The sequence below is a fragment of the Streptomyces sp. NPDC057654 genome (assembly GCF_042800135.1).
Classification (GTDB): Bacteria; Actinomycetota; Actinomycetes; order Streptomycetales; family Streptomycetaceae; genus Streptomyces.
Genome location: NZ_JBHVHQ010000159.1, coordinates 1 through 12,829, shown reverse-complemented (window position 1 = coordinate 12,829; position 12,829 = coordinate 1). Strand labels below are relative to the sequence as shown.

The 12,829-nt window shown below is 71.8% G+C and carries 13 protein-coding genes; 4 read left to right on the top strand and 9 right to left on the bottom strand.

Annotated elements, in window-relative coordinates:
• From ACFU99_RS15115 to ACFU99_RS15100, 4 genes are all read right to left on the bottom strand, one after another.
• Window positions 1–1,152, bottom strand: a 1,152-nt coding sequence (locus ACFU99_RS15115) for a bifunctional transcriptional activator/DNA repair enzyme AdaA (protein WP_384391168.1), incomplete at its 3' end; no start/stop codon positions are given.
• 72 nt (window positions 1,153–1,224) lie between these two features.
• Window positions 1,225–1,797 (bottom strand): O-methyltransferase, encoded by a 573-nt coding sequence (locus ACFU99_RS15110; protein ID WP_384391165.1) that lies wholly within the window; start codon window positions 1,795–1,797, stop codon window positions 1,225–1,227.
• 221 nt (window positions 1,798–2,018) lie between these two features.
• The gene (locus ACFU99_RS15105) at window positions 2,019–2,549 is read right to left on the bottom strand and encodes a DUF6879 family protein (RefSeq protein ID WP_384391162.1); all 531 of its coding nucleotides are present in this window, start codon (window positions 2,547–2,549) and stop codon (window positions 2,019–2,021) included.
• Window positions 2,533–2,739, bottom strand: coding sequence for a hypothetical protein (locus ACFU99_RS15100; protein ID WP_384391159.1), 207 nt, complete (start codon window positions 2,737–2,739; stop codon window positions 2,533–2,535). Before ACFU99_RS15100 ends, ACFU99_RS15105 begins: the two co-directional genes overlap by 17 nt.
• A 191-nt stretch (window positions 2,740–2,930) precedes the next feature.
• Between ACFU99_RS15100 and ACFU99_RS15095 the strand changes: the two genes are divergently transcribed.
• Window positions 2,931–3,317 (top strand): CU044_2847 family protein, encoded by a 387-nt coding sequence (locus ACFU99_RS15095; RefSeq protein ID WP_384391156.1) that lies wholly within the window; start codon window positions 2,931–2,933, stop codon window positions 3,315–3,317.
• Between the two features lie 7 nt (window positions 3,318–3,324).
• Here ACFU99_RS15095 and ACFU99_RS15090 read toward each other — a convergent pair whose 3' ends face one another.
• From ACFU99_RS15090 to ACFU99_RS15075, 4 genes are all read right to left on the bottom strand, one after another.
• Complete coding sequence (locus ACFU99_RS15090) at window positions 3,325–4,737, bottom strand: phytoene desaturase family protein (protein ID WP_384391153.1); 1,413 nt, start codon at window positions 4,735–4,737, stop codon at window positions 3,325–3,327.
• 82 nt (window positions 4,738–4,819) lie between these two features.
• Window positions 4,820–5,650: an inositol monophosphatase family protein gene (locus ACFU99_RS15085; RefSeq protein WP_384391150.1), complete on the bottom strand. Its 831-nt coding sequence runs from the start codon at window positions 5,648–5,650 to the stop codon at window positions 4,820–4,822.
• Between the two features lie 68 nt (window positions 5,651–5,718).
• On the bottom strand, window positions 5,719–7,554 hold the full coding sequence (locus ACFU99_RS15080) for a gamma-glutamyltransferase family protein (RefSeq protein ID WP_384391147.1): 1,836 nt from the start codon (window positions 7,552–7,554) through the stop codon (window positions 5,719–5,721).
• Window positions 7,555–7,725: 171 nt separating this feature from the next.
• Complete coding sequence (locus ACFU99_RS15075; protein WP_384391144.1) at window positions 7,726–8,295, bottom strand: DUF3761 domain-containing protein; 570 nt, start codon at window positions 8,293–8,295, stop codon at window positions 7,726–7,728.
• 357 nt (window positions 8,296–8,652) lie between these two features.
• Here ACFU99_RS15075 and ACFU99_RS15070 point away from each other — a divergent pair, with 357 nt between their 5' ends.
• The 3 genes from ACFU99_RS15070 (at window position 8,653) to ACFU99_RS15060 (ending at window position 12,419) form a co-directional block, all read left to right on the top strand.
• The gene (locus tag ACFU99_RS15070) at window positions 8,653–9,516 is read left to right on the top strand and encodes a GyrI-like domain-containing protein (protein ID WP_384391141.1); all 864 of its coding nucleotides are present in this window, start codon (window positions 8,653–8,655) and stop codon (window positions 9,514–9,516) included.
• 328 nt (window positions 9,517–9,844) lie between these two features.
• Window positions 9,845–10,909: a biotin/lipoate A/B protein ligase family protein gene (locus ACFU99_RS15065; protein WP_384391138.1), complete on the top strand. Its 1,065-nt coding sequence runs from the start codon at window positions 9,845–9,847 to the stop codon at window positions 10,907–10,909.
• Between the two features lie 121 nt (window positions 10,910–11,030).
• Window positions 11,031–12,419 carry a helix-turn-helix domain-containing protein gene (locus ACFU99_RS15060; RefSeq protein ID WP_384391135.1) on the top strand — a complete coding sequence of 463 codons (1,389 nt, stop codon included), beginning with the start codon at window positions 11,031–11,033 and terminating at the stop codon, window positions 12,417–12,419.
• Window positions 12,420–12,623: 204 nt separating this feature from the next.
• On the opposite strand, the gene ACFU99_RS15055 is transcribed toward ACFU99_RS15060, so the two are convergent.
• Window positions 12,624–12,829, bottom strand: a 206-nt coding sequence (locus ACFU99_RS15055; RefSeq protein ID WP_384391132.1) for a hypothetical protein, incomplete at its 5' end; no start/stop codon positions are given.

Below are 12,829 nucleotides of genomic sequence, written 5' to 3'. Positions count from 1 at the left end.
GACGACGGTGGCGCGGCGGCCGGCCGGCATGGCGAGGGCGGCGGGGTCGAGCGCGGCGAGCGCGGCGGCGGAGGGGAAGAGGTGGGTGAGGCCGCCCGCCGGGTCCTCGACGGCCTCGCCGTGCGCGGCGACGAGCCGGCCGGCGAGCGTACGGGCGGCGGCGGTGGAGACCTGCTGCCCGAGCACGGCCCGTACGGCGAACTCGTCCGCGTCCACGGTGCGCGGCACGCGCCGTCCGGGGGCCTTGTCGACGAGGGGCGCGAGCCGTTCGTCGGCGCGCAGCAGGTCGTCGACGGCTTCGGGGTCGGCGTCGAGGTCCAGCAGCCGGCGGCAGCGGCTGATCGCGCCGGTCAGGTCGCGCTGGTCGGTGAGGGCGAGGCGGCAGCCGATGTGGCTGGGCTGCGGGCGCAGTTCGACGGTCCCGTGCCCGTACGGCAGGCGGAGGGTGCGCCGGTACGCGCCGCCGCGCCACTCCTCCACGCCGGGGATGCCGGTGGCGGCGAGGTGCCCGAAGAGGTTGTCGGGGCACAGCGGCGCCCGGAAGGGCAGCCGCAGCGCGAGGACGCCGGGCGGGGCGGGCTGCCGGCCGCGGGCGGCCCGGCCGCGCAGTTCGCTCGGGGAGAGCGCGAAGACTTCTCGTACGGTCTCGTTGAAGGTGCGGATGGAGGCGAAGCCCGCGGCGAAGGCGACGTCGGCCATGGGCAGGTCGGTGGTCTCGGCCAGCAGCCGGGCGGTCTGCGCCCGCTGCGCGCGGGCGAGTGCCTGCGGCCCGGCCCCGAGCTCGGCGAGCAGTTGCCGCTCGACCTGCCGCGTGGAGTACCCGAGCCGCGCCGCCAGCCCCGGCACCCCCTCCCGGTCCACCACCCCGTCCCCGATCAGCCGCATGGCCCTCGCCACCAGGTCCGCCCGCTCATTCCACTCCGGCGACCCCGGACTCGCATCCGGCCGACACCGCTTGCACGCCCGGAACCCAGCCTGCTGCGCGGCCGCCGCACTGGGATAGAACGTCATATTCTCCACCTTCGGCGGCACCACCGGGCAGCTGGGCCGGCAGTAGATCCCCGTCGTCAGAACAGCCGTGAAGAACCACCCGTCAAATCGCGCGTCCTTGGACTGCACGGCCCGCACGCAGCGGTCGAAGTCGGTGTGCATGGATCCAGCATGGCGGTCGCGGGGGCAGCGGGCTCGCGGAAATCCGACATGGGGGTTGGGGGCCGCCCGGGGCTAGAAGCGACGTGTGGCGATGATCGCCGAGGCGTCTGGTGCGGTGAGCACCTCGGTGGCCTGCAAGGTCGGGTGAGTGAGATAGGCCAGGCGGAGCTGATCCACTTCGCCCTCGAAACGGGGTGGCCAGTGGGGAGACGGGGTGAAGTCGTCCAGGATGAGGATGCCACCGGGAGCGAGCAGTTCGATGACGCCCCCGGGGTCGTCGCGCTTGCCTCCGCCGTCGCAGAAGAAGACGTCAAAGGGCGCGTGCTGCTCAAGCAGTCGCCAGTCTCCGGTGAGGACCCTGACGCGGTCGTCGTCCGCGAAAACACCGGCAGCCCCTCGGGCCAGTTCCTCATCACGCTCCACGGTGACCAGCCGGGCCCCGGCACCGAGCCCACTGTGCAGCCAGGCAGTGCCCACACCCGAACCCGTACCGCTCTCCGCGATGACTCCATGAGGTTTCGCGGCAGCAGCCATGCCGAGCAACCGGCCCGCTTCACGGCTGCAACCCTGCGCAAAGCCCGCATCAGCCGCCGCACGCTCCGCGGTCACCACCCGAGGCGGAACCCCGCGCTGTGCCATGATCATGCCCCCTTCGCCATGGGCAAGACGCTATCCGTCGGCAGCAACGCCCGCAGAGCGTTTCGGCTCCTCACCGGCGACAGCTATCGGCGGGACGACCCGAGCGGGCAGTTCAGCTCAGGCCCGGTGCTTGCTCGGGGACATGACGGCACTGCGGGCGACCGCCTTCGCCTGCTTCCCACTGGCTTCCCGCAGTACCCGCAGTGCTCGTCCGACGTTGAGCCCGTTCACTCCAGCGCGTGCCGGTCCCACCACGCGGGGAACGGCACCGCATGGCTCATGGCCACATCACGGTATTCCATCCACTTGGCGGCTTGGCTGCCCTTCAGCACCTCAGCCCCTAGAAACGCCCCATCGTCGCTGTATCGCATGGGAACGATGGAGCGCTCATCGAACGCCCAGAAGTCCGGCACACCTTCCAGCGGGTTCTCCTGCTCGGTGGTGTCCAGGATGAAGAACTCCTCACCGGCGGCTTGGTTCCGCTGATATCCCCAGGCGAGTTCGAACCGCAGGTAGTCGCTCAGCGGGCGACTCAAGATGTGCACTCGGTACATGCGCCTTCCGGCCCGGACGGCGTCGCGTACGGTCGTCACCCACTCCGCCGACTTTTGCTCTTCCGGCTGAGGCTCGCCCGCCAGGAATGCCTTATAGGCCGCCACACCCCCGGATTTACTGTAGTCATCCCGCGTTTCCAGCCGGAACGCCTCCTGCTGGAAGTCATCGAAAAGCCTCCCGAAGTCATCAGGCGTAATATTCATGGGCAGCCCTCATCAGAAGCGCCGCGGGGATGCGTACAGCCGTCTCATTATCCGGAAGCCCCATGGTGGCCAGCGCTTCCGCGTCGTCGACTGTGAACCCCTGAACCAGAACGTGCTTTGTGTCCTCGATGGTCCATACGGTCGGGCATGGACCATCTTCGCGGTCGCTCACGAGCTGCTTGAGCTTCAATCGCTGACCCCCTGTCAGTCGTTGTCCTCCTCGATCCTTCCGGGCGCGCGACACGGGGGTCAAGGGACCGCAGTTGAGAGAACAGGAAACCGGTTTGCGGGTCCCTCACACGGCGCAACGCGCCCCAGCCCCCCCCTGGCAAGGAGTGGATTCCCTCAAACCCGCCGACCAGCCCGGCACCGGACTGCATCATGGGCCAAGTGACGGACTACGCCGAGATCGTGCTGGCCGATGACACCACCGTGCGCCTCGCGCTCGCGCCCGCCGGGGCTGCGCCAGGGGGCGGGGATACCGGGCTCAGCGGTATGACACCGGTAGGGCGCGGGGCGCAGGCGGCGGCAGCGCTCGCCACCGAGACGTTGCGGGCCGTGCTGCGGCCGCTCGGGCCGCTGCTTCAGGAGGTGCACGACGCGGTGGGGGCCGCTCAGGATCCGCCGCAGGAGTTGAGTGTGGAGTTCGGGGTGCAGGTCGGGCAGGACCTCAAGCTGGGGATCGTCGGGGCCAACGGGCAGGCCAGTCTCACCATTTCCGCCACCTGGAGGATGTCAGAGCCGGAAGCTGGCGATCAGGGCGGCTGACGTCCCCTCAGCTCGACCTTTCCCGCAGTCGCCGCCACACCGCCCGCGCCGCATGGTGGCCCGACATGCCGTGCACCCCCGGCCCCGGCGGAGTGGCGGAGGAGCAGAGGAAGACGGAGGGGTGGGCCGTCTCGTAGGGGACTCGGGTCAGTTTGGGGCGCAGGAGGAGGCGGAGGCCCGCCACGGAGCCGGTGGCGATGTCGCCGCCGACGTAATTGGCGTTGTGGGCGGCCAGTTGGGGCGGGCCGGCCACCGCTCGGGCCAGGACCAGGTCGCGGAAGCCCGGCGCGAAGCGGTCCAGTTGGCGCTCGATGACGCCGAGCGCGTCGCCCTCCCAGCCGTTGGGCACATGCCCGTACGCCCAGAACGTGTGCTTGCCCTGCGGGGCGCGGGTCGGGTCCACGACGCTGGGCTGGGCGGTGATGAGGAACGGTACGGACGGGTCGCGGCCGTCCACCGCGGCGCGCAGGGCCGCGGAGATCTCGCCGTACGTGGGGCCGATGTGCACCGTGCCCGCGCGGCGCGCCGCCTCGGCGGTCCAGGGCATGGGGCCGTCCAGCGCGTAGTCGACCTTGAACACGCTCGCGCCGTAGCGGTAGTCGCGGTAGGCGTTGCCGAGCCCGGCGATACGGGCGAGGGCGGTCGGCGAGGTGTCGAAGACATAGGCGCGGGCGGGCGGCAGGTCGTCCAGGCGCTTGACCTGGAAGCCGGTGTGGATCGCGCCCCCTTGTTCGCTCAGGTACGAGCCGAGCGCGTCGGAGATGGCCTGCGAGCCGCCGCGCGGAACCGGCCAGCCGACCGAGTGCGCGGCGAGCGCGAAGACCAGCGCCATGCCTCCGGTCCCGAGCGCGCCGAGCGGGGCGATGCCGTGCGCGGCGAGCCCGGCGAGGAGGCCGCGCGCCTTCTGGTCGCGGAACCGGCGCGCCAGCAGGGCCGCCGGCTGGGCCGCGACCGGGCCGAAACGCGCGTAGGTGAGCGGGTCCTGTGGGAAGCCGTCCCACTGGGTGCGCAGGAAGTCCCTGGCGATGGCGTCCCATTTGCCGAGGAAGGGGGTGAGGAGCCGGCGGTACGCGCCCGCGTCGCGCGGCCCCAGCGACATCGCGGTCTCGCCGACCGAGCGGGAGAGCAGCGCGGCGGTCCCGTCGGGAAAGGGGTGCGCCATCGGCAGTTCGGGGTGCAGCCAGGTCAGGCCGTGGCGGGCGAGCGGCATGGCGTTGAAGGCGGGCGAACCCGCGCCGAGCGGGTGCACGGCGGAACAGGGGTCGTGGCGGAAGCCGGGGAGGGTGAGTTCCTCGGTGCGCGCTCCGCCCCCGATGGTCTCCGCGGCCTCGAACACCTCGACGGCCATGCCGCGCCGGGCGAGTTCGACGGCTGCGGTCAGTCCGTTGGGCCCGGCACCTACCACGACCGCGTCGAGCATGGATGGCACCGGATGGGCTCCCCTCGTCGTTGAGGCCGCCTGGGTACAGGGCGATGAACATCGCACATCGCCGAAGAAGGCGTCAGGCGGCGGACGCCAGCAGCCCCAGGATAAGCCGAGCCGTCTCGGCGTCCCGCGCCGCGGCGAACGGAAGGGCGTTGCCCCCGGCGATCCGGAAGGGCTCGCCCGCGACCGTGGCGCTCGTGCCGCCCGCCTCGGCGACCAGCAGCAGCCCGGCCGCGTGGTCCCACGCGTTCTCCCAGGAGAAGGCGAGACCGTCGAGGGAGCCCTGTGCCACATGCAGGTATTCGAGGCCCGCGGAGCCGCAGGGCCGCGGCGCGACCCCGTCCACGGCCAGCGCGGCGAGCACCCGCTTCTGGTCGTCGTTGGTGAAGTCGTGATGGGAGGTGGCCACTTCGAGGGGCTTGCCGGGCTCGGGCGATCCGGACCGGATCGGCTCGCCGTTGAGCCGGGCCCCCTGGCCGCGCACCGCGACCGCCATCAGGTCGAGCGCGGGCCCGTAGGTGAACGAGGCCAGCAGCTCGCCGCCCTGGGCGAGGGTGACCAGCGTCGAGAAGCCGGGGTCGCCGTGGACGAAGAGCCGGGTGCCGTCGACCGGGTCGACGATCCAGACCGGCGCGTCGCCGCGCAGGGCGGCCAGCACGGACGGGTCGGCGTGCACGGCCTCCTCGCCGACCACGACGGAGCCGGGGAGCAGCTCGGTGAGCGAGGCGGTGAGGTGCTCCTCGGCGAGCCGGTCGGCGATGGTCACCAGGTCGTGCGGGCCGTTCTTCTCGACGATCTCGTGGGCGGCGAGCTGCCGGAACCTCGGCATGATCTCGGCCGCGGCCGCCTTGCGGATCGCCTCTTCGACCTCGGACACCTCGAACTTTTTCAGCAGATCTTCGATCATGCGTCCATCGAACCACGCGTCACTGACAGCGGCGATGTACGGCAAGGTGACGTAAGTCGTACATGGGGTTAACGCCCGACCGCGTACCCCTGCATTCCGCGTGGGTTGGCCGCCGCCGACAGCACGCCCGTCTGCGGGTCGCGCGCCACCGCGCACAGCCGCCCCTCCGACCAGGGCTCCCCCACGGTCACCGCGTGCCCCCTGCGTCGCAGCTCGTCGATGACCTCGGCCCCGATCCGGGACTCCACGGTCACGCTGCCGGGCACCATCGCGCGCGGGTAGAACGAGCCGGGGAAACTGTCCTGGTGCCAGTTCGGGGCGTCGATCGCGCCTTGCAGGTCGAGCCCGCCGCGTACCGGCTCACGCAGCGCCACCGCGAGGAAGAAGTGCACCTGCCACTGGTCCTGCTGGTCCCCGCCGGGGGTGCCGAAGGCCAGCACCGGTACGCCGTCGCGCAGCGCGAGCGCCGGGGTCAGGGTCGTACGGGGGCGGCGGCCGGGGGTGAGGGAGTTCGGCAGGTCCGGGTCGAGCCAGGCCATCTGGAGGCGGGTGCCGAGCGGGAAGCCCAGCTCGGGGATGACAGGGTTGGACTGGAGCCAGCCGCCGCTCGGGGTCGCGGCCACCATGTTGCCCCAGCGGTCGACGATGTCCAGGTGGCAGGTGTCGCCGCGGGTCGAGCCGTCCTTGGCCACGGTCGGCTCCCCCGCACCCGTACCGCCCCTGGCCACGGTCGGTTCCCCCGCGCCCGTACCGGCGAGCCCGAGCGCGTCGAAGTCCACGTCGCCCGCCGCGACGGCGGTGGCGTGCCGGCTGAGCCGTGGGGTGCGGCCGTCGGGGCTGCCGGGGCGCAGCTCGTACGAGGCCCGCTCGCCGATCAGGGCGCGACGGGCGGCGTTGTAGCCGTCCGAGAGGAGGGTGTCGAGCGGTACGTCCGCCGCGTCGCCGTACCAGGCTTCGCGGTCGGCCATCGCGAGCTTGCTGCCCTCGATGAGGATGTGCACGTAGTCGGGGGTGCCGTAGGCGAGGTCCTCGGGCAGCAGCGCGAGCTGCTGGAGGAAGACGGGGCCCTGCGACCACGGTCCGGCCTTGCAGAGGGTCCAGCCGTTCCAGTCGTACGTGACCGGGGCCTCGTACGTCGCCTCGTAGGCGGCGAGGTCGGCGGCGGCGAGTGTGCCGGTGTGGCGCTCGCCGGAGGTGTCCATCGTGGGCCGGGCGGCGGCGGCCACGAGCGCCTCGGCGATGAACCCCGTACGCCACACCTGCCGCGCCGCTTCGATCTGCGCGGCCCGGTCCGCGCCGGCCGCCTCCGCCTCGGCTATCAGCCGCCGCCAGGTCGCCGCGAGCGCCGGGTTCTTGAAGAGCCGCCCGGGGGCCGGGGGCTCGCCGTCGGGGAGGTAGATGTCGGCGGAGTCCGTCCACTCCGTCTCGAACAGCTCGCGCACGTTCGCCACGGTCTCGCCGACCCGCTCGACGGGGGCGTGGCCGTCCTCGGCGTACCCGATGGCGTATTTCAGCACGTCGGCGAGGGGTTTGGTGCCGTGGTCGCGCAGCAGCAGCAGCCACGCGTCGAACGCGCCGGGGACGGCCGCCGCCAAGGGGCCCGTGCCGGGGACGAGTTCCAGGCCGAGGCCCGTGTAGTGCTCGATGCTCGCCCCGGCGGGGGCCGGTCCCTGCCCGCACAGCACGCGCACGGGGGCGTCGGCGGGCGCGAGGATCATCGGCACTTCGCCCGCCGGTCCGCACAGATGCGGCTCGACGACATGCAGGACGAATCCGGCGGCGACGGCCGCGTCGTAGGCGTTGCCGCCGTCCTCCAGGACCGCCATCGCGGACTGCGAGGCGAGCCAGTGCGTGGAGGACACCATTCCGAAGGTTCCTTGGAGGGTCGGCCGGGTCGTGAACATCGTCGGTCTCCTCGGGCTGTCCTTCAGTCCTCGCGGACGGGGCGGTGCGGGCGCGGTACGGGCGATACGGGCTGTACTACCCGCGCTACCCGCACTACCCGCGTGGTACGGCCCGTACTGGTTGTACGGGCCAAGTGCCGCGCATCCTACGCCGGTACGTTCTCCGACCGGCTACAACCAGGTGGCCACTCCCCCGTGGTGGGAGCAGGTGCCACGGCGGTGCGCGGAGTAGGAGTAGGTGCCGTCGTTGCAGATGGCCGTCGCGCCGCTGTGCGAGCCTCCGGTGCTGGAACCGCCGCTGCTGGAACCGCCGCCGCTCGATCCGCCGGAACCGGAGTGGCTGCCACCGGACGAGGAGTGCTCAGAAGACGAGCCGGAAGACGAATGGCCGGACGACGAACCGCCGGACGTGGAACTGCCGCCCCCGCCCTCGTGCCGGACCGGCGGCTTCGGCTTGGGAGCGCTCGTCGGCGGCTCGGGGTCGGGCGTGGGCTCCTCGGTCGTCGCCGAAGGCGTCGGCGTGGGAGTGGGCGTCGGGGTCGGAGTCGGGGTGGGCGTCGGGGACTCGCTGGGCGAGACCGACGCGGACGCCGTGGCCTCGGGCGACGCGCTCTTGCCCGTACCGCCGCCCGCCGAGTCGTCGCAGCCGGCGATGCCGAGCCCGAAGGCCAGCACGGCCGCCGCCGACACCCACACCCGCCCCGGTCTGCGCGCGGTGAAGGCGGTGAATATGTTGCTCACGATCAGGTCCCCCCTGACGCTCTGCTGCGCGGAACGTCCGCGCATGGCTCCGCCGCCCGGTCGCGAACCGACGCCCGGCCGACCGGGAGAGCGGTGTGGGGGGGGCGTGGGGGGAGTGCGTGGGGGCGTGGGGGGGGTGATTCGTGGGGTGCGCAGAGTGTACGACGAAATCCGGCCGTGCCAACCAGGGGGCCGCCATCGGTCACCGTGCCCGGTCACCGGTCTGCCGCGCCCGAGCCCGTAGCGGACGAGCAGACAGAACCGGGCACGGAATGTCGGGTCCGGCATCGTAGACGCTCTCTAGCGTGAGTGACGAATCAGAAAGCCGAAACAGGCCGAGAAAGAAGGACCAGGGAAATGCTGGACCGGCTGAACCAGGCCATGGAGCACATCGAGAGCCGTCTCGACCAGCGGATCGACACGGCCGATCTCGCGCGGATCGCCGTCACGTCGGAGTACCACTTCCGCCGCATGTTCTCCGCGCTGGCCGGTATGCCGCTGTCGGAATACATCCGTCGCCGTCGGCTCACCGTCGCGGGCGCGGATGTGCTCGCCGGCCGGCGCACCCTGCTCGATATCGCGGTGCGCTACGGATACGGCTCGGGCGAGGCGTTCGCGCGGGCGTTCCGTGCCATGCACGGCATCGGGCCGGGCGAGGCGCGCCGCACGGGCGCGACGCTGAGTTCCCAGCCCCGGATGTCCTTCCGCCTCGTCGTCGAAGGGAGCAGCAGCATGGAATACCGGATCGTGGAAAAGGAAGAATTCCGGGTGGTGGGCGCGAAGGCCCGCGTCCCCCTGGTGCACGCGGGAATGAACCCGGCGATCGCCGAATTCATCCGGGGTATCGCCCCCGAGACGCTGCGGCGGCTGGAGGAACTGTGCGACCAGGAACCGCGCGGAATCGTCGCGGTGAGCGACGACATCGCCGAAAGCCGGGCGGAGGGCACCGAACTCGACTACTACCACGGTGTCGTCACCGGCGCCGAGGCCCCGGAGGGCTTCTCGGCTCTGACCGTGGCAGCGGGGACGTGGGCGGTCTTCGAGAACTCCGGCGAGTTCCCCTTGACCCTCCAGACGATATGGCGGGACGTCTTCACGCAGTGGTTCCCCTCCAACCCGTACCGGAGCCGTCCGGGCCCGGAGATCCTGCGTATCCGCCTTTCCGATGACGCCTCGCGGGCCGACGCGGAACTGTGGATTCCCGTGGAACGCACCGGCTGACCTCGCGGTCGGCCGCACGGACCGCGCGAGCCACCGGCCGGGCCCGCGCCTCGCGGGAGACGTGGGCCCGGCCTCGTACGGATACTTCCCGTGCCGTACGGGGCCGGGGCCGACCCCCGCCGCACGCGGCTGCGCCCCACCGGTCGAGGCCGGGTCCGGCTGTTCGGAGCCGGGCATCGCCGTTCGCGGCCGGAATCGCCGGTACCGGACATACCAGGTGTACCGCCTCCTTTCCGCGGCATCACCGCGAACCGGAAACCCCAGTAACGTGGGCGGCGAATCGGCGGATGTTCGAGCGCCGGTCCCGGAAGAGGCGGAGGAATACGCGGTGCACGGTGAGTACAAGGTCCCCGGTGGGAAGCTCGTCGTCGTGGATCTGGAGGTCGAGGACGGCGCGCTGCGCCAGGTGCGGGTGGCGGGGGACTTCTTCCTCGAACCCGACGAGGCGCTCGCCGCCATCGACTCCGCGCTGGAGGGCGCGCCGGCGTCCATGGAGACGGCGGGGCTCGCCGCCCGGATCACCGCGGCGCTGCCCGAGTCGACCGTGATGTTCGGCCTGACGGCGGAGGGCGTGGCCATCGCCGTGCGCCGGGCCCTCGCGCACGCCACCGAGTGGAGCGACTACGACTGGCAGCTGATCCACGAGGCGCCGCAGTCGCCCGCGCTGCACATGGCGCTGGACCAGGTGATCACGGAGGAGGTGGCGGCCGGGCGGCGGCCGCCGACGCTGCGGGTCTGGGAGTGGGCCTCGCCGTCCGTGATCATCGGCAGCTTCCAGTCGCTGCGCAACGAGGTCGACCTCGACGGGGCCGCCCGGCACGGCATCGACGTGGTGCGGCGGATCTCCGGCGGCGGGGCGATGTTCGTGGAGCCCCCGAGCACCATCACGTACTCCCTCTCCGTCCCGGACGCGCTCGTCTCCGGCCTCTCCTTCGCCGACAGCTACGCCTATCTCGACGACTGGGTGCTCGCCGCCCTGGGCGACATGGGCATCAAGGCGTGGTACCAGCCCCTCAACGACATCGCGACCGAAGCGGGCAAGGTCGCCGGCGCCGCCCAGAAGCGGATGGTCGGTCCGAACGGCGGCCCCGGCGCGGTCCTGCACCACGTGACGATGTCCTACGACATCGACGCCGACAAAATGCTCGAAGTGCTGCGCATCGGCAAGGAGAAGCTCTCCGACAAGGGCACCAAGAGCGCCAAGAAGCGCGTCGATCCGCTGCGCCGGCAGACGGGGCTGCCCCGCGAGACCGTCATCGAGAAGATGATCGACTCCTTCCGCAGCCGGTACGGGCTCGCGCAGGGGAAGATCGGCGACGCCGAGCTGACGCGGGCTCAGGAGCTGGCGCGCACCAAGTTCGGTACGGAGGAGTGGACGGCGCGCGTTCCGTAAAACCGCGCCGCCGCCGGGCGGCCGTTACGCAGACACCCCCTCAGCCAATGGCTGACGCAGTATATTGACTCATTGATTACAGATGCAGTCACAGATGCAGTCACATTAAGGGGGGAGTGTCGTGGCGGAAAGGCAGCCGCAGGGGCAGTCACTGGGCGCACGAATTCGCCGCCTGCGAAGAACAGCCGGTATGTCCCAGTCGGAGCTGGCCGGCGACGACCTCTCCCCCAGTTATGTCTCGCTACTGGAGGCCGGAAAGCGCACCCCCTCCCCCGACGTCCTGCGGCAGCTCACCGAGCGGCTCGGCTGCGCCCCCGAGCACCTGCTGGAGTGCCTGGGGCCGGAAGAGCGGCCGGAGGTGCTCCAGGCCGAGCTGCGGTATGCCGAGATCAGCCTGCGCAACGGCGAACCGGCGGCAGCGCTGGAGACGTACACGACGGTGCGCGAGCGAGCGGCCACGGCCGGCTACGGGGACGTACGGGCCTCCGCGGAGTTCGGTGCGGCGCGGGCTCTGGAGAACAGCGGGCGCCTGGAAGAGGCCGCCGACCGCTACCAGAGCCTGCTCGACTGCCCCGAGGCCGGCCGGTCGTCTGTCCCCCGGCTCGCGGTCGCCGTGGCGCTGTGCCGCTGCTACCGCGAGATCGGCGACCTGGCGCACGCCGTCGAGCTGGCCAACCAGGTGCTGGACGAGGCGCGGCGGCTCCAGCTCACCCCGACCGTGCTGGGGGTCGAGCTGCTGTCCACCCTGGTCGGCCTGTACTGCGAGCGGGGCGATCTGCACCGGGCCGCGTCCCTGGCCCGCGCGGCGATCGAGGAGGCGGAGGGGATGAGCGACCGCAAGGCGCTGGGCGCCGCGTACTGGAACGCGGGCGTCGTCGCCCACCGCGACGGGGCCTCCGCCGACGCCCTTCCGCTCCTCGAACGAGCCCTGGCCATCTACGCCGAAGGCGACGACGCGCGGGCGCTCGCCCGGCTGCGCAACGCCTACGCCGCCGTCCTGCTGCGGTCGGAGACGGCGGACACCGCGCTGGCCAAGTCGCAGCTGATGCGCAGCGCCGAGGCCCTCGCCGAGGAGGGCAGCACCGTGGACGTGGCGTACTGCGAGACCGCGCTGGCCCGCGCGTACCTGCTGGAGTCGGACCCTCACGGGGCCCAGGAGCACGCCCGGCGCGCGCTGGAGCTGCTGGGAACCGGCCACCGGCTGGAGACGGCGCGCACGCTGCTGGTCCTGGCCGGGGCGCAGTTGCACACCGGCGAGGAAGCGGCGGCCGAGGAGAGCTGCGAGCGGGCCGCCCTGCTGCTGGAGGCGTCCCAGACCGACCGGCAGGCCGCCGACGCGTGGCACGACCTCGCCGAGATCCTGGAGCTGACCGGGGAGGGGGACAAGGCGCTGTGGGCGTACCGGCAGAGCCTGCGCTGCCTCGGCCGGCACGGCGATCTGAGCACGGCGTTACGGGGGCGGCTCGCCGAACGGGCGGGAAGAGCCGAGCCGATCGGTGACAGTTCGTAAGGTTCGTAACCGCCTGTCGACGCGGCCGGGCGAACCGCAGATCGCAGCGCCTCGCGCTCACGCTCGCTCAACGCCCGTACGGCCTCGATGCCCCCACCCCAGCGCGCGACAGGAAATCCGTCTACGCATGACCAGTCGGTCAATAACGCAGTCACACGCAGTCCGCGGTTAATATACGGCCCATTCGTGGCCGTTCCCGCCACGCTACGGGGCGGCGCTCGCACGAAAGTCCACACGGAACTCCACGTGGAAGTCCACATGGAAGTCCACCGCGAAAGAAAAACCGGTGCGCCCGCCACCGCGGCCTGCTAACCTGCCCGACATGAAGCGCGCTGCGATCAGCATAACGACGACGCCGGAGAGTGTCCCGGCGCGCTGACAGCTGTTCTGAGTCGAAGCCCCGGGGCGAG